This window comes from Pseudideonella sakaiensis, from assembly GCF_048320135.1.
GTDB lineage: Bacteria > Pseudomonadota > Gammaproteobacteria > Burkholderiales > Burkholderiaceae_C > Ideonella_A > Ideonella_A sakaiensis_A.
Window position 1 is genome coordinate 1,441,135 of the sequence record NZ_CP182947.1, and the last position, 19,374, is coordinate 1,460,508.

Sequence of the window (19,374 nt, forward strand, 5' to 3'; positions counted from 1 at the left end):
CCACCCGGGCGGCCGGCAGCCGGCCGCCAATGCGGGCGCGTCGAGCTCAGGAGGCTGCCGGCACCACGCGCTTCGGTTCCGGCGCGGCATCGAAGCGTGCGGTGCCGCAATAACAGATGAAATGGCGGTTTGTCGCGCGGCCGAACAACGCGAGGCCGAGCCGCTCGGCGACCTGATGGCCCATCTGCGTGATGCCGCTGCGCGAGACGATCACCGGCACACCCATCTGCGCCGCCTTGATCACCATCTCGCTGGTCAGCCGGCCCGTTGTGTAGAAGATCTTGTCGCCGCCGGTCATGCCACGCAATGCCATCCAGCCGGCGATCGTGTCGATCGCATTGTGTCGCCCGACATCCTCGACGAAATAGAGCAGCTCGGCCTGCCTGAACAATGCGCAGCCATGCACCGAGCCGGCCGACTTGTAGGTGCTCTCCTGCTGGCGGATCGCATCGAGCAGGCCATACAGCGTGGCCTGGCTGATCCGCGCCGATGGATCGTCCGGCGAAGGCAGCTCGACGGTATCGAGCGCACCCATCAGTTCGCCGAAGACGGTGCCTTGCCCGCAGCCGGTCGTGACGACACGTTTTGCGGTCTTTTCCTCGAACTGCGCGATGCCGTGGCGGGTCTTGACCGCCGCAGCGCCGACATCCCAGTCGACGGTGACCGAATCGATCTCGTCGATCGACGCGACCAGCCGCTGGTTGCACAGGTAGCCGAGCACCAGCAGCTCGGGCGCGGCACCGAGCGTCATCAGCGTGACCAGTTCGCGCTTGTCGACGAAGACGGTCAGCGAGCGTTCGGCGGGGATCGCGATGCGGCGCTGCTGGCCGAATTCATCGACGACATCGATCTGTTGCGTCAGTTCGGCACTGGCGCTGGTCAGGCGGGGTTGCTGCATCATCCTGCAACGCTAGCGCATTTGCGGCCGCGCGGCAGCGCCCGGCCCATGCGCCGCAGCGCGGCAGCGGCCTGTTGTCAGGACTTCGGTGCCGATGCCGACGCTGCAGCCGGTGCCGCCGGGGTCGGCCCCGGCGCCGAATGGGCGCCAGCCTTCTCGAGGTTCGGTGCGGCAGCAAACGGGCCAGGATCGGTGCATGGCGGCGTCTCGACCGGCGGCTTGACTTCGGCGCCGGCCATCATCCGCTTGGCGCGATAGGTCGACGCCACCCGGTCCTGCGCGACGCACAGCTGGTAGGCAGCGACCTTGCTGCTCCACGCCGCCTTTGCAGCAGCTTCGGCGGCCTTGGCCTGCGCCTCCTCGGAAAGCGGTGGCAACTTCGCCAAGGCGACCTGCGAGGTCAATGCGGCACATGCCAGCAGCAGCATCAGACGGGAGGATTTGTGCATGGATGCGGTCCTTCAGGGCGGATCGAGTCGACGGTTCGGCGATGGACAATCAGCGCGGCACGGCGGCCGGCGCCGGATCGGCCGCGGCCGGCGGCTCGGAGCGCTGGGCCGGGATCTTGCCGGCCTTGATGTCCTCGTACCAGAGTTCGTGGTGCTCCTTTGCCCAGTCCTCGTTGACATGACCGTCGCGCATCGCCCGGTAGGCGCCGCGCATGCCGATCGTGCCGATATAGATGTGGCCGAGGAACATCGTCATCATCAGCACCGTCGAGACGGCGTGGATCATGTGCGCGATCTGCATGTCGCCGCGCTCGTAGGCCATGCCCGGGATCACCTTGTCGAGGTAGAGGCCGGAGCCGGCGACGATCGCGCCGAGAAACAGCACACCGCCCCAGAAGACGATCTTTTCACCGGCATTGAAGCGGTGCGAAGGCACCTCCTTGCCGGACAACATGCCACCGGCCGTCTTCAACCAGCGCAGGTCGTAGCTTTTTGGCCAGTTGTCCTTCAGGAAGGTGAAGAAGACGACGATCAGCGAGACGACAAACAGCGGGCCGACGAAGTTGTGCACGGTTTTCAGCGCATAGGTCAGCCAGCCGAACAAGGTGCCGCCGATGATCGGCAGCAAGAAGAACTTGCCGAAGGCCATCACCAGCCCGGAGATCGCCAACACGACGAAGGCGATTGCATTCGACCAGTGGGCGGCGCGCTCGAAAGGCGTGAAGCGCTCGATGCTGCGCCGGCCGGAGACGGCGTCGGCATGCCCGAGCGGGCCCTTCGTGAAATAGAAGATCGCGATCGCCAGCAACACGATCACGAACAACGATCCGCCGTAGGGAATGATCCAGTGGTTGCGGACCTGGCGCCAGGCCTCGCCGGCGGTCGTGAACGCCGATCCGGGATATTGGACGAAGCGCTGGATCAGCACCCCCTTCTCGTCGCCAGGCAGATTGACGGTGCCCTCCTGCACGCCCGATTCACGGACCTGCCGCCAGAACGGCGCATTGTTGTAGGGCTGCGAGCGCGCCCGTTCGGCACTGCTTTCATCGGGTTTCGGATCGGCCGGCGCGATGAACGGCGTCGCCGGCGCTGCACTCGGCACTGCCAGTGGCGTCATCGGCGCAACGTCGAGCGCCGGGGCGCTGGCCATTTCGGCGGGCACCGCGGCCTGCTGGGCAACCGCCGGCAGCCCCAACGAGGCGAGCCCGCCCGCGAGCAAGGCCGCGGCCATCCACTTGTGCATCAGCTGCATCGGAAATCGCATTGCCGCTCCCGGTATCGCAACACGTCAGCGCGTGGCCGACGTGCGGTTGTACTCGTTCTGCCCGTGTTGCGTGCGGTCCTGGATCTGCTGCTGCCAGCTGGACTCGTCACCGATTTTCCAGCCCGGCGCGACATAAGCCGACGGCCCGCTGTGATGCTGCCAGACCTTGGTCGCGTTTTTTCGCGCCCCCGCTTCCAGCTTCTGATCGGGCTCGCCGCAGGCCGCCAGCAGAGCGCCGGCCGCCACCACCGCACACACGGTCAATGTCTTCATGACTTCTTCGGCTCCGTCGTTGCCGGCGCAGCGCCGGTCGGGCGGCCGTAGGCGGTGCCCCAGCCCCAGACCTCGCTGCCCTTGCCGCGCACCAGCACACGGTTGCGGAAGATGTCGGCGACCACATCGCCGTCGCCGCCGAGCAGCGCCTTCGTCGAGCACATCTCGGCACAGGCCGGCAACTTGCCCTCGGCAAGCCGGTTGCGGCCGTATTTCTCGAACTCGGCATGGGAACCGTTTTCTTCCGGGCCGCCAGCGCAGAAGGTGCACTTGTCCATCTTGCCGCGCAGGCCGAAGGTGCCGTTGGTCGGAAACTGCGGCGCGCCGAACGGGCAGGCATAACTGCAGTAGCCGCAGCCGATGCAGATGTCCTTGTCGTGCAGCACGACGCCCTGATCGGTACGGTAGAAGCAGTCGACCGGGCAGACCGCCATGCAGGGCGCGTCGCTGCAGTGCATGCAGGCGACCGAGATGCTTTTCTCGCCCGGAATGCCGTCGTTCATCGTGACGACCCGACGCCGATTGACACCCCACGGGACATCGTGTTCGGCCTTGCAGGCGACGACACAACTGTTGCACTCGATGCAACGGTCGGCGTCGCAGATGAATTTCATTCTTGCCATGGATACGCTCCTGGAGTCTGCTGTAACGGGCTGCCTCAGACGGCCTTCTCGATCTGGCAGACGGTGGTCTTGCTTTCCTGCATCATCGTGACGCTGTCGTAGCCATAGGTGGTCGCGGTATTGACCGCCTCACCACGGACCACCGGGTAGGCGCCTTCCGGGTAGTAGGGCTTCAGATCGACACCCTGCCATTTGCCGGAGAAGTGGAACGGCAGGAATACCGTCTCGCGGTTGACCCGTTCGGTGACCAGCGCCTCGACGAGGATGCGCGCGCCGGTCGGCGTCGTCACCCAGACCTTGTCACGCGGGCGGATGCCCCGATCGTTGGCGGTCGCCGGGTTCAGCTCGACGAACATCTCCTGCTGCAGTTCGGCCAGCCACGGATTCGAACGCGTTTCCTCGCCGCCGCCTTCGTACTCGACCAGTCGGCCCGAGGTCATGATCAGCGGGAACTTGGCCGCGATGTCGGCATTTTTTTCCTGCACGCTCTTGTACAGCGTCGGCAAACGCCAGAACGCCTTCTTGTCGTCGTGGGTCGGGTATTTGGCGACCAGGTCCGGACGGTTCGAATACAGCGGTTCACGGTGCTGCGGAATCGGATCCGGGAAATTCCAGACCACCGCCCTCGCCTTCGCATTGCCGAACGGATGGCAGCCGTGGTTCTGCATCACGATGCGCTGGATGCCGCCGGACAGGTCGGTTTTCCAGTTCTTGCCTTCGGCGGCTGCCTTCTCGACATCGGTCAGCTCATTCCACCAGCCGAGCTTCTTCAGCAGCACATGGTCGAACTCGGGATAACCGGTCGTGATGTCGGCGCCTTTCGAGTGCGAACCGTCGCCGGCCAGCAGCGATTCACCGTCGCGCTCGACACCAAAATTGGCGCGGAAGTTGCCGCCGCCGTCCATCACGTGCTTGGTGGTGTCGTACAGATTCGGCGAGCCCGGGTGTTTCAGCTCGGGGGTGCCGAAACACGGCCACGGCAGGCCGAAATATTCACCGTCGAGCTTGTGGCCGGTCTCCTTGTCGATGCCGCCCTTGGCCTTCAGCGTCTTCACGTCGAAGACATGCATGTTGCGCATGTGCGCCTTCAACCGCTCCGGGCTCTGGCCGGTGTAGCCGATCGTCCACACGCCGCGATTGATCTCGCGCAACGTGTCCTCGATGTCCGGTTCGGGCATGCCGCCCTTGCCCGGCACCAGCTTGATCTTCGCGCCGACCAGTTCCTTGTCGAAACCGAGCTTCTGCGCCAGCTGGTACATGATCATGTGATCGGTGCGGCTCTCCCACAGCGGCTCGATGACCTGCTCGCGCCACTGGATCGAACGGTTCGACGCGGTGCACGAGCCGCGGGTCTCGAACTGCGTCGAGGCCGGCAGCAGATAGACGGCCCGGTTCGGATTCTGGTCCTCGGGTTTGCCGGGCATTGCCGCCATCGCGGCGGTTGCCGACGGGAAGGGATCGACGACGACCAGCAGATCGAGCTTGTCCATCGCCTTCTTCATCTCGAGACCGCGGGTCTGCGAGTTCGGCGCATGGCCCCAGAAGAACAGGCCACGCAGATTGCTTTCCTGGTCGATCAGCTCGTTGTTCTCGAGCACGCCGTCGATCCAGCGCGACACCGTCATGCCGCTCTTGGTCATCATGCCCGGTGCATAACGCGACTTGATCCAGTCGAAATCGACGCCCCAGACCGCCGCGAAGTGTTTCCACGAACCTTCGGCAAGACCGTAGTAGCCGGGCAGCGAATCGGGGTTCGGGCCGACGTCGGTCGCGCCCTGCACGTTGTCGTGGCCGCGGAAGATGTTCGCCCCGCCGCCGGACACGCCGATGTTGCCGAGCGCCAGCTGCAGCAGGCACGACGCACGGACGATGGCATTGCCGATCGTGTGCTGGGTCTGGCCCATGCACCAGACGATCGTGCCGGGCCGGTTGTCGGCCATCATCTTCGCGATCTTGAAGGTGGTCGCCTCGTCGACGCCGCAGGCCTCCTCGACCTTGTCCGGCGTCCACTTCGCGAGGATGTCCTCGCGGACCTTTTCCATTCCGTAAACGCGGTCGGCGATGTACTGCTTGTCTTCCCAGCCGTTCTTGAAGATGTGGTACATCACGCCGAACAGGAACGGAATGTCCGAACCCGAGCGGATTCGCACATATTCGTCGGCCTTCGCGGCGGTGCGCGTGAAGCGCGGATCGACGACGATCATCTTGCAGCCGGTTTCCTTGGCGTGCAGCATGTGCAGCATCGATACCGGGTGCGCTTCAGCGGCATTCGAGCCGATGTAGATCGCGACCTTCGAATTCTGCATGTCGTTGTAGGAGTTGGTCATCGCGCCATACCCCCAGGTATTGGCGACGCCTGCAACGGTGGTCGAGTGGCAGATCCGCGCCTGGTGGTCGCAGTTGTTGCTGCCCCACAGGCTGACCCACTTGCGCATCAGATAGGCCTGCTCGTTGTTGTGCTTCGACGAGCCGACGATGAAGATCGAATCGGGCCCGCTCTGCTGGCGCAGCTCGAGCATCTTCGCGCTGATCTCGTTCAGCGCGACATCCCACGAGATGCGCTGGTATTTGCCGCCGACCAGCTTCATCGGATATTTGAGACGGTATTCACCGTGGCCATGCTCGCGCACCGAGGCCCCCTTCGCGCAGTGCGCGCCAAGGTTGATCGGCGAATCGAATACCGGCTCCTGGCGCACCCAGACGCCGTTCTGCACCACCGCATCGATTGCGCAGCCGACCGAGCAGTGGCCGCAGACTGTGCGCTTGACCTCGATGCGGTTTTCGCCCTCGGCGGCCGGCTTGACCGGCTCGAAGGCCTTCGCCTTGCGCACCAGCGTCAGCTGCGACGCAGCGACACCGACGCCGACACCGAGCCCGGAGCGGCGCAGGAAGGCGCGGCGGTCCATCGTCGGGATGGCACGCGAAATGCCGCGCTGCAGGCTGTTGATCAGCCCTGACGATGGCGACGCGGTGGTGACGGAAGAAGTTTTACGTGTGAGCAACATCGCTGTTCCTTGCGCGAAGGAGTCGGATCAGACGCGGGCAGTGCGGTAGTACTGCTTGACGTGTTCGGTCAGCTGATAGCCGCCGGCCTGGCGGTCGTCGCTGGCGACCTTTGGCGCGGCCGGTTCGTCATCGGCCTTGACCATCGGCACGGCGACGGCCACTGCGGCCAGCGCGCCGACGGCACCGGCTCCGGCAAAGACCTTGCGGCGGGACAACTTGGCATCGGATTCGGTCATCGCGGTCTCCCAGTTCAGCAACTTCAACAGCAGAGCGAGCTTGTGCAAGCCCTTACATATGTTAGCCCGCACCCACGGGGCACAGAGGCCGCGGAAGCCCGCGATTACCCTCGAAAAGCGCCCGCAAAGACAGCTCGGAAGCCGATTGCGACAACTTGTCGCAAGACCCGGGATGGCTCGGGGCCTGCTCTGACCGCAGAAACCCGACAGGCTGACGCAACGCAGAGAGCGGTTCGCGACAAACTGTCGGAGCGGCCGTTGGCAGCACCCTAGGGAAACCACCTATGAGAATGCGGGCGCAAAAGCGACGCTCAACGGTTCAGCGTGCGGCGCGCGACATAAGACAACGCATCAACCGCACCGACCAGCGCAATCATCGCGAGCAACACGGTGCAGGTCTCGCGCATGTGAAACAGGCCGAGGTGGTAATAAAGCATCTGGCCTAGGCCGCCGGCACCGACAACACCAAGCACCGCCGCCGCCCGGATGTTGTTTTCCCAGCGGTACAGCGCATACGAAATCAGCTGCGGCGTGATCTGCGGCAGGGTTGCATACAGGAAGACGCGCAGCCCGCCGACACCGCGCACCTGCAGCGCGGTGGCCGGCGCCGGATCGGCGTTCTCGATATTTTCTGCATACAGGCGGCCGAGCACACCGGTGGTGTGCAAGGCGAGCGCGAGCGTGCCGGGAAACGGCCCGAGGCCGGCAGCGATCAGCAGCAGCGAGGCCCAGACCAGTTCCGGAATCGAGCGCAGCACGTTGAGCAGGCCTCGTGCCGGCGCGCGCAGCAAGCGACTCGACGCACTGGCCGGCAGCGCCAGCACGAGACCGAAAACCACCGCCAGCAGCGTGCCGAGCAGCGACATCGCCAGCGTCTCGGCGCTGGCCTGCCAGATCTTGTCGAGGAAGGGCGCACTCAGCTGCGGCGGGAAAAAGCTGTGGCCGAAGCGCGCCATCTGCAGCATCGCATCGAGCGACAGGAATTCCGACCAGCGGGTATCGAGGGTCAGAAAACTGACCAGCACCAGCGCGGCAATCGCCAGACCGATCAGCCTGGCCTGCCAGCGCGGCGCGGGCGCGGGCGGCATCGGGGTGACGGCAGGCGTCAGCATCCTTGTCAGCCCAGTGCGCGCCGCAGCGCCAGGCTGATGCGGTCGGAGACCGTCACCAGCAAGACGAAGACGATCAGGATCGCGCTGACCTCGCTGCCGGCAAACATCTTCGCCGAGCCATCGAGCAACTGGCCGAGCCCGCCGGCGCCGACCAGGCCGAGCACGACCGACGAGCGGATCGCGCATTCCCAGCGGTAGACGGTATAGCTGACCAGTTCATTCGCGCACTGCGGCATCGCGCCATACAGCAGCGCCTGCAGCCGGCCACTGCCGTTGCGCAGCAGCGCCTGCGTTGGCGCCGCATCGGTGCTTTCGAGGATTTCGGCATACACCTTGCCGAGCATGCCGCCATAGGCGATGCCGATCGCCAGCACGCCGGCAGTCGGTCCGAGGCCGACGACACGCACAAAAACCAGTGCCCAGACCAGTTCCGGAATCGAGCGCAGGATGACCATCGCCCAGCGCAACAGCTGGCGCACCAGCAGCGGCCAGCCGGCCATCCGTCCGGTCAACGCACTGATCGACAACCGGGCAGTCGCACCGAGCGCAAGCGGCACGGCAAACAGCAGTGCAATCGTCATCCCCGCGGTGGCAATGGCAATCGTCCGCCAGGTTTCCTTTGCCAGCAGCAGCAGGAACCCCGGGTCGGCACGCGGCGGAACAAATTCGGACAGGAATTTCCAGGTCGACGCGAGGCTGCGCGGCTCGATCAGATTGGCGGGCTTGAATTCGGTCCAGACCAGCAGTGGCCAGATCAGCACCGCAACCAGCAGCAGCGTCGCCCAGCGGCGCAGCCAGGTCGGGTCGCGGCCGATCTGCTGCTGCAGCTGGTCATTGCCGGCCTGACCCGCAAGCGGACGTGCCTCTGCCATCGTCACTCAGCGGCAGACCACCGGCGACACCAGCGGCTTGATCGCAAGATCGGCAAACGGCTGCTCGGCCGGGCCGGTCAGCGCTTCCTGCCCATAAAGATCGCGCACCATCGCATCGTCGAGTTGCTCGACCGGGCCGTCGAATGCGACCTCGCCATCGCGCAACGCGACGATGCGCGCAAAGCACTGGCGGGCGACATCGACCTGGTGCAGGCTGCAGACCAGCGTGCTGCCGGCCTCGCGCGCCGCGGTGACGATTCTTCGGATCGCCTGCTCGGCACGCGCCGGATCGAGCGCCGACAGCGGCTCGTCGACCAGCCACAGTTCGGCTTCTGCCAGCAGCAGCCGGGCAAGCCCGACGCGCTGCCGTTCGCCGCCGGACAGGCGGTCGACGCGTTCCCACAGCTTGTCGCCGACATCGAGCGACGCCAGCGCCGCGTGGGCGCGCTGCGGATCGAGCGGGCTCCACAGGTTGCGCATGCTCTGCAGCAGCGACATCTCAGGCAGTGCGCCAGCGAGCACCGCGGTGACGACACGCTGGCGCGGCGGCAGTGGCGGCACCTGCGGCGCCAGGCACAGCCGCGAGCGCAGACGCTGGCGGCTGCGCGCACCGATCGACCACGGGTCCTCGCCGAACAGCGACACCGTGCCTTCGAGCGGGCGCACCGCGCAGGCCAGCACGTTCAGCAGCGTCGACTTGCCGGCGCCCGATGCACCGATCACCGCGACCTGTTCACCGCTTTGCAGATGCAGGTCGACACCGCGCAGCACCGGCGTCGGCGACAGCGGCGCAGCCGCGGCGAATACGCCGGACACGCCAACCGCCGACCCGGCAGCATTCACTTCAGCAGCCCGGCATTCTCTGCAGCAGCACGGATGCCGTTGTAGTTGTCGGCCTTGGTCGCGACAAACTTGCTGGCGCGCTGCAGTTCGAGGATGTCCTTGCCCTGCGGCGTATTCGGGTCGAGCGTCAGGAACGCCTGCTGCAGCTTGTTGCGCAGGTCGGCAGGCATGTCGCCATGGACCGTCCAGTTGTAGTCGTAATACGGCGGCGTCGTGTAGAAGACCTTGACGACGGCCGGATCGACCTTCTTCTCGTTGAGAAATTTTTCCCACACCGAGATGTTCAGCGCGCCGGCATCGACCTTGCCGCTGGCGACCGCGGCGATCGTCGCATCATGGGCGCCGGAGAAGCTGACGCGCTTCAGATCGACATCCGGGTTGACCTTGGCCGCGAGCAGGAAGCTGCGCGGCATCAGGTGGCCGGAGGTGCTCGACTGCGAGCCGAAGCTGAGCGTCTTGCCTTTCAGATCCTCGAGCTTGTTGATGCCGCTTTTTGCATCGGCAATGAAGACCGATCGGAATTTTTCGTCCTCGGCGCGCTGCACCAGCGGCACGACCTTGCCGCCCGAGCGCACATGCGCCTGCACGAAGGTGAAACCGCCGAACCAGGCCAGGTCGACCTTCTTGTTGACCAGCGCCTCGACCGCGGCCGCATAGTCGGTGACCGGCGTCCATTCGACCTTCATGCCGGTCTGCTTCTCCAGATAGCGGCCGAGCGGCTCGAACTTGCGCGCCAGTTCGGTCGGCGATTCGTCGGGGATCGCGGTCACGCGCAGCACGCCCTGGGCATGGGCGGCGGCGCCTGCCAGCGTCACCAGCGCAGCCGTTGCAAGGCGGGCCGCATAGGATGAAAAAAGCGATCTGCAAAATGACATCGGAAACTCCCCGGTGGAACGATCACGCAAGAAAAACAGGCGGCAACACCAACCGGTGCGCCGCTGCAGCGGGTATCACCCCGGCACGATAGCCGAAGTGGCTGAGACCCACCGCGAGCACTCGAGGAATGCGACAGAATCGGCCGGTCATCGAAAACCGCTTCGCTGCCGCCCGCCCGATATCGGCGCGGCGCTGCCGCCGACCACCCTGCCCTTGTCCGAATCCGCCGCCTCCGCCGCCCGCGACTGGCCCCATGTCGCGATCCTTGTCGTCGATGATGAGCGCGGCATGCGCAGCTTTCTGCAGAAGGCGCTGGCGCCGCGCTGCGAAGTGGTGCGCTGCGTTGCCGATGCCGAACAGGCCGATGAGCTGGTGCGGCTGCACCGTTTCGACCTGGTGATCCTCGACATCACGCTGCCCGGCAAATCGGGCATCGAATGGCTGCGCGAATTGCGCGAACAGGGCTTTGCCGGCGAGGTGATCCTGGTCACCGCATTCGCCGACCTGAATACAGCGATCGAGGCGCTGCGCGCCGGCGCCTCCGATTTCATCCTGAAGCCGTTCCGGCTGACGCAGATCCTCAATGCGGTGCGCCACGGGGTCGAACGCTCTCAGCTGAAACGCGAGAACTGGGTGCTGCGCCACAGCCTGTCGCGCCATGATGCGGTGGCCGACACGCTGATCGGCGACTCGAACGAAATCCAGGACGTCCGCCAGGCGCTGCAGCGCAGCGCGGCGGTATCGAGCACGGTGCTGCTGTGTGGCGAATCAGGGACCGGCAAGGAACTTGCCGCGCAGGCGCTGCACCGGTGGAGTGCACGCGCGGCCGGTCCGTTCGTGCCGGTCAACTGCGCCAGCCTGTCGCCCGAATCGGTCGAAAGCGAGTTTTTTGGCCATGCCGGCGATGCCTCGCGCAATACGCCGGGCCGCGACGGCCTGTTCTATTACGCCAGGGGCGGTACGCTGTTCCTCGACGAGGTGGCGGCGCTGCCGCTGGCGCTGCAGGCGAACCTGTTGCGCGTGCTCGACGATCGCCGGATCCGGCCGATCGGCAGCGAGCAGCAGATTCCGGTCGATGTGCGCATCGTCGCGGCGACGAACCGCGACCTCGCTGCCGAAGTCGCCGCCGGGCGGTTTCGCAACGACCTCTACTACCGGCTGCAGGTCGTCGAGATCACGCTGCCGCCTTTGCGCACCCACAAACGCGACATCGCACAGCTGGTGCACCATTTCATCTCGACGCTGGCGCCGCCGCTCGGGGTCGCACCGCTCGAGATCAGCGACGACGACATCGCTTATCTGTGCCAGTACGACTGGCCGGGCAATGTGCGTGAACTGCGCAACCTGATCGAACGTTCGCTGATCCTCGGCGAGCTGAACCTGTCGGCGCTTTATCCGCGGGTTGCGGCGGCGACCGCTGCTGACCGCCCGACCGACCTGCACCTGCTCGAGAAGCAGCACATTCTCGCGGTGCTCGATTCGGTCGGCGGCGACAAGACCGAAGCGGCGCGGCTGCTCGGCATTTCCAGGCGCACGCTCGAGCGGCGGGTCGCCGAATGGGGATGACGCGGGACAACGCCCTGCACCGGTGATGCCGCTGCAACAATTCCGCCAGTGGTCGATCCGCGCCAAGCTGCTGGCGATGGTGCTGCTGCCGTTGCTGGTGGTGCTGCCGCTGCTCGGCCTGATCCTGCTGCTGTGGGGCAATGCGGCGCTCGACCGCATGCTGATCACCAAGGTGCGCAGCGATCTGGCGGTTGCGAACGGCTATTTCGAGCGGGTGCTCGGCGAGGTGCGCAGCAGCGCGGCGGCGATTGCCGATTCGCATGCGCTGCATCGCACGATCAATCGCGTCGGCAGTGGCGACGCCGCAGCCGACGACCTGGTGCGCCTGCTGCAGGGCTACAAGGCGCGCGAACGCGTCGACTTCATCAACCTGCGTCGCGTCGACGGCGAATTGCTGGTCACCGACAGCGGTGTCGCAACGGCTTCGGACCGCGGCTCGGCCGCATTTGCTGCGGCTGTCAACCGCGGCGGCAGCGCCGGCATCGAGATCCTGCAGCCGGCCGAACTCGCGCTGCTGGCACCGGCATTTCAGTCGACCGTTTCGGTCGACCTGCTGCCCACGCGCAATGCAGCGCCGACCGAGCGCAGCCGCGAGGACCGCGCGATGGTGCTGCTGGCCAGCGAAGCCATCGTCGATGCCGACGGCGAAGTCGTCGGTCAGGTGCAGGCCGGGCTGCTGCTGAACCGCAACCTGCCGTTCATCGACCACATCAACGAGATCGTCTATCCCGACGGCTCGTTGCCGTTCGGCAGCCGCGGCACCGCGACGCTGTTTCTCGACGACGTCAGGATCAGCACCAATGTGCGGCTGTTCGGCACCGACCCGAGCAACCCGCTGAATCCGGCCAGCCGCGCGATCGGCACCCGCGTCTCGCAGAACGTGCGCGACGCGGTGCTGGGCCGCGGCGCCACCTGGCTGGACCGCGCCTTCGTCGTCAACGACTGGTATGTATCGGCCTACCAGCCGCTGACCGACGGCAGCGGCGAACGCGTCGGCATGTTGTATGTCGGCTACCTCGAGCGGCCGTTCAGCTGGCTCAAATATGCGGTGCTGGCGAGCATCGGCGTCGTCTTCTTCATCGTGATGATCGGTGCCGCGGTGGTATCGATGCGCGGCGCGCGTGCCATCTTCAAGCCGCTCGAACAGATGGCCGAGACGATGCGCCGTGTCGGCAGCGGCGAACTCGGCGCCCGCGTCGGCCCGGTCGAACAACGCGACGAAATCGGCCAGCTGGCTGGCCACCTCGATCAACTGCTCGACACGATCCGCGACAAGACCGAGGCGCTGCAGCGGCTGAACAGCGAACTCGACGCCAAGGTCGCGCAGCGCACCGCAGCGCTCGAGGCCGCGCAAGGCCAGCTGCTGCGCTCGGAGAAGCTGGCGGCCGTCGGCCAGCTGACGGCCAGCATCGCGCACGAGGTCAACAACCCGATCGCGGTGATCCAGGGCAACCTCGACCTGATCAACGAGTTGCTCGATGCCGACAGCGCGGCGCGCATCCGAACCGAACTGGAGCTGATGAACGAGCAGGTCGAGCGGATGCGGCTGCTCGTGACGAAGCTGCTGCAATTTGCGCGGCCGACCGAATATGCCGGGTATGTCGAGCCGATCGACCTCGGCGAAACGGTCGACGATTGCCTGGTGCTGGTCGGCCATCTGATGGCGACGACGCGGATCGAATTGCAGCGCGATTTCCGCGCCACCGAGCGGGTCGCGATCAACCGGCAGGAACTGCAGCAGGTGATCGTCAACCTGCTCGTCAATGCCATCCAGGCAATGCCGGCCGGCGGCACGCTGCGGCTCGTCACCCGGGACTGGGGTTCGCCGCCGCTTGGCGCCGAATTCGAGATCACCGACGACGGGCCCGGGCTGGACCCGGATCTGCTGACGCAACTGTTCCAGGCCTTCGTCACCCGACGGCGCGATGGCACCGGCCTCGGGCTGTGGATCAGCCACAGCATCGTCGAGCGTTATGGCGGGCAGATCGAGGCCGCCAATCGTGACGACGGCCAGCGCGGCGCGGTCTTTCGCGTGCGCCTGCGCAGCGAGCCGGAGGCGGCGGCATGAATCGCCGCCGGCGTTGCCCTCACTCGATCATGTCGAAGGCCTGGGTCTCGATCAGCAGAAAGGCCTCGGTCAGGCCGGCGACCGCGCGGTACAGCCTGGCGCGCGGATGGGCGGCAACCGCGTCGCACATCGCGCCGACCCAGGGTTGCAGATGGGCGCGGAAAAACCGCCGCTGCTGTTCGAGGTTGCAGACCGCGACATCGTCGCCGGCGATCAGATAACGCATCACCTCGAACAAATGGGCGATGTGGTCCTCGGTCTCCGGACGGCTCTCGTCGCGGCCAAGGCCGAGTGTCGCCAGATCTCCGCGCAGGTTGGCCAGCGGTTGTTCATTCAGAAAACCGGCCAGATAAAACGACGCATACAGCATCACCTCCGAGCGGCCCATGCCGAGGAACAAGGCGTCGTATTCATCTGCGGCGTCGGCGACCGAGGTGGCGCGCATCGCGCCGACCAGCGCCGTCCACGGTGCCTCGAGAAAACCGCCGGCCTGCGGTGCCTGCGTCACGACATGCTCGAATTGATCGGCCAGCGGCTGATCGGGCGGCGCGATCCACAGCCGCGCCAGCAGCCCATACAACTCGGCGCGCGCCAGTTCCTCGGCGGCATCGGCCGATTGCAGTTCGATGCTGTCGCTGGCGGCGTCGTGGTCGGTATCGGAAGTCATTGCTGGGTCCATCGCAGGGCGCGCCGCAGCGCTGCCGGGTCGTTGCCAGAAGGCCGGGTCAGAGGTCGGTGATCCTGACCTCGTCGGGATTGGTGTGCAGGTCGATCACGCGGCAGTCGGCGCACATCTTCAGCCGCTCGGCCGCGGCGCCCTGGAACATCGAATGGCCGGCCAGCTTGCCGATCATCGCCTCGATCGCCTGCACGGTGCCGAAGGGCTTGCCGCAGCGGATGCAGCCATAGGGCTTGGCCTCGTTGAGCACCCGCGGCGCACTGCGCGCCTTGCCGCCGTCAGCGAGCAGCAGCCGCGGTTGCAGCGTGATCGCCTGTTCCGGACAGGTCGACGCACACAGGCCGCACTGAACGCAGTTTTTCTCGATGAAGCGCAGCTGCGGCTTGTCGGGGTTGTCGGCCAGCGCGGCCTCCGGACAGGCGCCGACGCAGCTCAGGCACATCGTGCAGCGTTGCGCATCAACCACGAGGCTGCCGAACGGGCTGCCTGCGGCGGGCAGCGCGATTGCGTCGGGCCGGCTCTGCGCCTGATTCAGCAGATGGTCGATCGCCAGATCGAGCGTTGCGCGCTTGTCGGCCTGCACGCTGAACGCTGCCGGCGTCGCGACCGTCTGCGCGGTCGGCCGGCGCAACGCGGCATCGAGCTCGGCCGGCGCCAGCGCATCGACGATGCGCAGGTGCTCGCCGCCGAAGCCGACGCCTTGCAGGATGGCCTCGGCCACCGCCATCTGCTCCTGCAGCGCGGCGCGGTATTGCGGCGCCTCCTCATCGCTCATCAGCACCCAGACCTGCGCTGCGCCATGGGCGATCGCCGACAGCCACAGGTCGATGCCGACCGATGCGGTATGGACGAGGTCGAGCGGCAGTACCCGCAGCGGCACACCGCGCGGGCCCTGGCCGGCACGCGCGGCGCGACCGAGCGCCTCGATCGCGGCAGTGCCGGCACCCTGGCTGTGCAGCAACAGCACCGGCTGCGTGCCGCCGGCGCGCAGGTAGGTCGACAGCAGCGTGCGGATGCGCCGCCCCTGCTCGTCGGCGCGCGGCGTTGCATAGGTGATCGCACCGCTCGGGCAGACCGTCGTGCAGGCGCCGCAGCCGACACACAGGTGCGGGTCGACGACGATGCCGCCCGGTGTGTCGCCGGCCGCGCGGCCGCGCCCGCCGGCCTTGCCCTTCATCGACGCATCGCTGCGGATCGCCTGCGCCGAACAGACGTCGATGCAGGCGGTGCAGCCGATGCGCTCATTGCGGCTGTGTGCACACAGCTTGGCCTTGTACTGGAAAAATTTCGGCTTCTCGAATTCGCCGACCCATTCCCGCAGCTTCAGCGCCGCATCGAACAGCGCCTGCTCGGATGCCGTCGGCGCAACATGCAGGTAACCCTGTGGCTGCTGGTGGCGCGCCGACATCGGTGCATCGCGCAGATCGAGCACGAGGTCGAACGATTCGCTCTGCCGTTGCGGCGGCCGCTCGAAATCGATCGCGGCAGCCGCCGAACAGGCGGCGACGCAATCGCGGTGGCTCTTGCACAGGCTCAGATCGATCTGGTAGCTGAAATCGATCGCGTTTTCCGGGCAGACATCGATGCAGGCATTGCAGCGCGTGCACAGATCGGCATCGATCGGATTGCCGCTGCTCCAGCTGACCTCGAACTGGCCGAGCCAGCCGTCGATCGCCTCGACACGGCCGGTGTGCACCGCGATGTTGCGCTGCTGCGCGAGCCGGCCGCCGGGTTGCGGCAGCAACAGCGCCACCTCGAGCTTGTCGGCCAGCAATCCGGCCGCGCGTTCGGCACGGTCCGCGTCGCCGATCACCAGCACGCGTCCCGCCGAGCGGTAGCTGACGGTCGGCACCGGCTCGGCATCCGGCAACTGCGCCATCGCGATCAATGCCGCCAGTTTCGGCGTCAGCTTCTGCGCAGAGGTTGGCTCGCCTGGCAAGACATCGCGGTTCCAGCCGCCGGTTTCACGGATATTGACGAAGCGGATCGGCCGCTCGGCCGGACCCGGCGCGCCTTCGGTCTGCTCGTTCAGCTCGAGAAACAGCCGGCTTTCCTGCGTGCAGGCGACGAGCAGGTCGTCGCCCTGCTTGGCAGCACGCTGGAATGCGCCGGCCTCGCGCCGGCACAGCGTCGTGTGCAGCGTCTCCAGACCATCGGCGGCGTCAGGATTCTGTCTTGTCGTCAGTGCCCGGGCCAGCGCCGGCGCGTCGATCGCCATCGTCTGGTTGCAGTTGCAGATCAGGGTCTTCATCGTCGGGCGTCTCGGTTGCGGGCGGCTGCACGGCCGCGTCTCGTGGTGCGTCGGCTGGCTGCGGCCCTGCCTGCGCCAGCCGCTCGCCCGGGGCTTGCGGCGCCGCGGAGCCGGCCGCCGCAGCGTCCTTCTCTTTCTCGTCGTCGAACAGTCCGAGCGCGTGCGATTGCGCCATCTTGCGCAGCATCGCAAGCGGAATCGGGTCGGGCTTGCCGTAGTCGTCGATATAGATGTCGAGCCCGTCCATCACGTTGTAATGCGGATCGGAAAACAGCTTCTTCATCGCGGCATTTCGCACATCCGGATCGACGTCGCGGGCAACGAAGCGGGCGAAGCTGTCGTCGCGCGTCAGCGATTCGACATCGGCCAGCGTCGGCTTCGGCGGCGCGGTTTCGGCCGGTTCGGCGATGCCCGCGCGGGGCGGCTCTGCCTTGTTTTGCGTCGCCGGTGCAGCGGGGGCCGGCGCGGGTGCGACCGCGGCCGGCGGTCGCTGCGCGGGCGGTTGCGCGGCCTCGGGCAATACCGGCTCGGCGACAGGCCTGGTCTTGACCTCGACCTTGCGCCGCGACCAGCGCGACAGAAACCCTTCGTCGCCGCCGCCGGGTCGATCCGGCTTCGAACGCGCCGTCATGAGGTCGGCCGCTCGCCGGGAGCGAGGAAGGAAACCGGCCGCTTGCGCTTGCGCGGCTCGGGCCGATAGTGGGCATCGGTATAGGCCTGCAGCCAGCCGATCAGTTCCGGCTGCAGCGGCACATTGTCGACCCGCTCCTGCGCATCGAGCCAGCGGCCGGCCTCGTTGTACGACAGGCTGACCGCCTCCGGGCGGGCATTCGACGGATCGGCATCGTCGACCCGCCACATCACGAACCAGACCGGATTGCCGGAGCTGAGGTTCAGGTAATAACCCTCGCCTTCATCGGCAAACAACTCGAGCCGGAATCCGGGATAAATGGTCCTCGCCAGGCGGCCGTCATCGCGCAAACACTTCGGCTCGGTGCCGAAGGCCGGCTGGTCGGCAACGACGTCGATCAGCCGGTGCCGCCAATCCTCCCATTGATTGGGCGCGGTTTCGCGCTCCATCACGACGGCCACGTCGACCGCAGGCCGTGCTGGGGCAGCAGTGTCAGCAGTGGCGGAGTTCGCAGTCACGGCCGCTCAGGTGTCCTTCGAGATGTTGATGGTCGGGAATTTCGACGAATAGTCCTTCGCCCGCTGCGAAATCTTCACCGCCAGCTGCCGCGCCACCGATTTGTAGAGTGCGGCGATCTCGCCGTCCGGGTCGCTGACGACGGTCGGCCGCCCGCCGTCGGTCTGCACACGGATCGACAGGTTCAGCGGCAGCGCGCCGAGGTAGTCCATCTCGTATTCGGCGGCCATCTTCTTGCCGCCATCGGCGCCGAAGATGTGCTCGACATGGCCACACTTCTCGCAGACGTGCACTGCCATGTTCTCGACGATGCCGAGGATCGGAACGCCGACCTTCTCGAACATCTTGATGCCCTTGCGCGCATCGAGCAGCGCGATGTCCTGCGGCGTCGTGACGATCACCGCGCCGGTCAGCGGCACGCGCTGGCTCAGCGTCAGCTGGATGTCGCCGGTACCCGGCGGCATGTCGACGATCAGGTAGTCGAGCTCGCCCCAGTTGGTCTGGCGCAGCAGCTGCTCGAGCGCCTGCGTGGCCATCGGACCGCGCCAGATCATCGCCTGGTCGGCATCGATCAGAAAACCGATCGAGATCACCTGGACGCCGTAGTTTTCCATCGGCTCCATCGTCTTGCCGTCGACCGACTCGGGCCGGCCCTCGATGCCCATCATCATCGGCTGGCTCGGGCCATAGATATCGGCATCGAGAATGCCGACCGTCGCGCCTTCGGCCGCCAGCGCGAGCGCCAGGTTGACGGCGGTCGTGCTCTTGCCGACGCCGCCCTTGCCCGACGCAACGGCAACGATGTTTTTCACCTTCGGCAGCAATTGCACGCCGCGCTGCACCGCATGGGCGATGATCTTGCTGCTCAGGTTGGCGCTGACATTCTCGACGCCCGGCACACTGCGGGCCGCCGCGATCAGCGCCTTGCGCAGCGAGGCGATCTGGCTTTTTGCCGGGTAGCCGAGTTCGACGTCGAATGCGACATCGCCGCCGTCGACCCGGAGGTTCTTCAACTGGCGTGTCGAGACGAAATCGCGGCCGGTATTGGGGTCGATGACCGCCTTGAGCGCTTCGGTCAGGTTCTGTTCACTGGGGGCCATGGTGTCGCGATGTCTGTTGCCGGAGCGGAATTTCGAAGTTTAGCGGGATGACCGCATCTCGGGCCTGGAAGGGGCAAAAGAGCGCGTGCCGATGCGCAGTCGCCACCTCGG

The 19,374-nt window shown here is 66.3% G+C and carries 18 protein-coding genes; 2 read left to right on the forward strand and 16 right to left on the reverse strand.

The features are described from left to right. Nucleotides 1-46: 46 nt before the first annotated feature. The 11 genes from ACNH6H_RS06435 to ACNH6H_RS06485 all read right to left on the reverse strand — a co-directional run bounded on the left by ACNH6H_RS06435 (nucleotide 47) and on the right by ACNH6H_RS06485 (nucleotide 10,451). Nucleotides 47-898, reverse strand: coding sequence for a formate dehydrogenase accessory sulfurtransferase FdhD (locus ACNH6H_RS06435; RefSeq protein ID WP_418316601.1), 852 nt, complete (start codon nucleotides 896-898; stop codon nucleotides 47-49). 77 nt (nucleotides 899-975) lie between these two features. Continuing rightward, a complete protein-coding gene (locus ACNH6H_RS06440) occupies nucleotides 976-1,347 on the reverse strand; it encodes a hypothetical protein (protein WP_418316602.1) in 372 nt (123 codons plus the stop codon). 49 nt (nucleotides 1,348-1,396) lie between these two features. Further along, nucleotides 1,397-2,611 carry a formate dehydrogenase subunit gamma gene (locus tag ACNH6H_RS06445; protein WP_418316604.1) on the reverse strand — a complete coding sequence of 405 codons (1,215 nt, stop codon included), beginning with the start codon at nucleotides 2,609-2,611 and terminating at the stop codon, nucleotides 1,397-1,399. A gap of 24 nt (nucleotides 2,612-2,635) precedes the next feature. Next, nucleotides 2,636-2,884, reverse strand: a complete 249-nt coding sequence (locus tag ACNH6H_RS06450) for a hypothetical protein (RefSeq protein ID WP_418316606.1) — start codon at nucleotides 2,882-2,884, stop codon at nucleotides 2,636-2,638. Beyond that, on the reverse strand, nucleotides 2,881-3,507 hold the full coding sequence (fdh3B, locus tag ACNH6H_RS06455; RefSeq protein WP_418316608.1) for a formate dehydrogenase FDH3 subunit beta: 627 nt from the start codon (nucleotides 3,505-3,507) through the stop codon (nucleotides 2,881-2,883). Before fdh3B ends, ACNH6H_RS06450 begins: the two co-directional genes overlap by 4 nt. 35 nt (nucleotides 3,508-3,542) lie before the next feature. Continuing rightward, complete coding sequence (locus tag ACNH6H_RS06460; protein ID WP_418316610.1) at nucleotides 3,543-6,512, reverse strand: formate dehydrogenase subunit alpha; 2,970 nt, start codon at nucleotides 6,510-6,512, stop codon at nucleotides 3,543-3,545. A 27-nt stretch (nucleotides 6,513-6,539) separates the two neighbouring features. Then, nucleotides 6,540-6,749, reverse strand: coding sequence for a formate dehydrogenase (locus ACNH6H_RS06465; RefSeq protein WP_418316611.1), 210 nt, complete (start codon nucleotides 6,747-6,749; stop codon nucleotides 6,540-6,542). 311 nt (nucleotides 6,750-7,060) lie between these two features. Then, nucleotides 7,061-7,837, reverse strand: coding sequence for a phosphonate ABC transporter, permease protein PhnE (gene phnE / locus ACNH6H_RS06470; RefSeq protein WP_418316613.1), 777 nt, complete (start codon nucleotides 7,835-7,837; stop codon nucleotides 7,061-7,063). A gap of 29 nt (nucleotides 7,838-7,866) precedes the next feature. Beyond that, nucleotides 7,867-8,733 carry a PhnE/PtxC family ABC transporter permease gene (locus ACNH6H_RS06475; RefSeq protein WP_418316615.1) on the reverse strand — a complete coding sequence of 289 codons (867 nt, stop codon included), beginning with the start codon at nucleotides 8,731-8,733 and terminating at the stop codon, nucleotides 7,867-7,869. A gap of 6 nt (nucleotides 8,734-8,739) precedes the next feature. After that, on the reverse strand, nucleotides 8,740-9,576 hold the full coding sequence (locus ACNH6H_RS06480) for a phosphonate ABC transporter ATP-binding protein (protein WP_418316617.1): 837 nt from the start codon (nucleotides 9,574-9,576) through the stop codon (nucleotides 8,740-8,742). Next, nucleotides 9,573-10,451 (reverse strand): putative selenate ABC transporter substrate-binding protein, encoded by an 879-nt coding sequence (locus ACNH6H_RS06485; protein ID WP_418316619.1) that lies wholly within the window; start codon nucleotides 10,449-10,451, stop codon nucleotides 9,573-9,575. Before ACNH6H_RS06485 ends, ACNH6H_RS06480 begins: the two co-directional genes overlap by 4 nt. Before the next feature lie 208 nt (nucleotides 10,452-10,659). Here ACNH6H_RS06485 and ACNH6H_RS06490 point away from each other — a divergent pair, with 208 nt between their 5' ends. Together ACNH6H_RS06490 and ACNH6H_RS06495 are read left to right on the forward strand one after the other, a co-directional pair. After that, complete coding sequence (locus ACNH6H_RS06490) at nucleotides 10,660-12,018, forward strand: sigma-54-dependent transcriptional regulator (RefSeq protein WP_418321254.1); 1,359 nt, start codon at nucleotides 10,660-10,662, stop codon at nucleotides 12,016-12,018. Nucleotides 12,019-12,043: 25 nt separating this feature from the next. Beyond that, nucleotides 12,044-14,086: a sensor histidine kinase gene (locus ACNH6H_RS06495; RefSeq protein WP_418316621.1), complete on the forward strand. Its 2,043-nt coding sequence runs from the start codon at nucleotides 12,044-12,046 to the stop codon at nucleotides 14,084-14,086. A 19-nt stretch (nucleotides 14,087-14,105) separates the two neighbouring features. Here ACNH6H_RS06495 and ACNH6H_RS06500 read toward each other — a convergent pair whose 3' ends face one another. Genes ACNH6H_RS06500 through apbC form a run of 5 tightly spaced genes read right to left on the reverse strand, consistent with a single transcriptional unit; the run spans nucleotide 14,106 to nucleotide 19,263 of the window. Further along, nucleotides 14,106-14,753: a TorD/DmsD family molecular chaperone gene (locus ACNH6H_RS06500; protein WP_418316623.1), complete on the reverse strand. Its 648-nt coding sequence runs from the start codon at nucleotides 14,751-14,753 to the stop codon at nucleotides 14,106-14,108. 58 nt (nucleotides 14,754-14,811) lie between these two features. Next, nucleotides 14,812-17,016, reverse strand: a complete 2,205-nt coding sequence (locus ACNH6H_RS06505; RefSeq protein WP_418316624.1) for a 4Fe-4S dicluster domain-containing protein — start codon at nucleotides 17,014-17,016, stop codon at nucleotides 14,812-14,814. Next, nucleotides 16,928-17,647 (reverse strand): DUF3306 domain-containing protein, encoded by a 720-nt coding sequence (locus ACNH6H_RS06510; RefSeq protein WP_418316626.1) that lies wholly within the window; start codon nucleotides 17,645-17,647, stop codon nucleotides 16,928-16,930. Before ACNH6H_RS06510 ends, ACNH6H_RS06505 begins: the two co-directional genes overlap by 89 nt. Further along, nucleotides 17,644-18,165, reverse strand: coding sequence for a DUF3305 domain-containing protein (locus ACNH6H_RS06515; RefSeq protein ID WP_418316628.1), 522 nt, complete (start codon nucleotides 18,163-18,165; stop codon nucleotides 17,644-17,646). Before ACNH6H_RS06515 ends, ACNH6H_RS06510 begins: the two co-directional genes overlap by 4 nt. A 6-nt stretch (nucleotides 18,166-18,171) precedes the next feature. After that, entirely contained in the window at nucleotides 18,172-19,263 is a 1,092-nt protein-coding gene (apbC, locus tag ACNH6H_RS06520) for an iron-sulfur cluster carrier protein ApbC (RefSeq protein WP_418316630.1), read from the reverse strand. Nucleotides 19,264-19,374 lie beyond the last annotated feature (111 nt).

Bases quoted from the DNA above. Each gene is read 5' to 3' on its own strand.
- ACNH6H_RS06435 (WP_418316601.1), bottom strand. From the start codon at position 898: ATGCAGCAACCCCGCCTGACCAGCGCCAGTGCCGAACTGACGCAACAG.
- ACNH6H_RS06485 (WP_418316619.1), bottom strand. From the start codon at position 10,451: ATGTCATTTTGCAGATCGCTTTTTTCATCCTATGCGGCCCGCCTTGCA.
- ACNH6H_RS06460 (WP_418316610.1), bottom strand. From the start codon at position 6,512: ATGTTGCTCACACGTAAAACTTCTTCCGTCACCACCGCGTCGCCATCG.
- phnE (WP_418316613.1), bottom strand. From the start codon at position 7,837: ATGCCGCCCGCGCCCGCGCCGCGCTGGCAGGCCAGGCTGATCGGTCTG.
- ACNH6H_RS06510 (WP_418316626.1), bottom strand. From the start codon at position 17,647: ATGACGGCGCGTTCGAAGCCGGATCGACCCGGCGGCGGCGACGAAGGG.
- ACNH6H_RS06465 (WP_418316611.1), bottom strand. From the start codon at position 6,749: ATGACCGAATCCGATGCCAAGTTGTCCCGCCGCAAGGTCTTTGCCGGA.
- apbC (WP_418316630.1), bottom strand. From the start codon at position 19,263: ATGGCCCCCAGTGAACAGAACCTGACCGAAGCGCTCAAGGCGGTCATC.
- fdh3B (WP_418316608.1), bottom strand. From the start codon at position 3,507: ATGGCAAGAATGAAATTCATCTGCGACGCCGACCGTTGCATCGAGTGC.
- ACNH6H_RS06505 (WP_418316624.1), bottom strand. From the start codon at position 17,016: ATGAAGACCCTGATCTGCAACTGCAACCAGACGATGGCGATCGACGCG.
- ACNH6H_RS06450 (WP_418316606.1), bottom strand. From the start codon at position 2,884: ATGAAGACATTGACCGTGTGTGCGGTGGTGGCGGCCGGCGCTCTGCTG.
- ACNH6H_RS06475 (WP_418316615.1), bottom strand. From the start codon at position 8,733: ATGGCAGAGGCACGTCCGCTTGCGGGTCAGGCCGGCAATGACCAGCTG.
- ACNH6H_RS06495 (WP_418316621.1), top strand. From the start codon at position 12,044: ATGCCGCTGCAACAATTCCGCCAGTGGTCGATCCGCGCCAAGCTGCTG.
- ACNH6H_RS06500 (WP_418316623.1), bottom strand. From the start codon at position 14,753: ATGACTTCCGATACCGACCACGACGCCGCCAGCGACAGCATCGAACTG.
- ACNH6H_RS06440 (WP_418316602.1), bottom strand. From the start codon at position 1,347: ATGCACAAATCCTCCCGTCTGATGCTGCTGCTGGCATGTGCCGCATTG.
- ACNH6H_RS06445 (WP_418316604.1), bottom strand. From the start codon at position 2,611: ATGCGATTTCCGATGCAGCTGATGCACAAGTGGATGGCCGCGGCCTTG.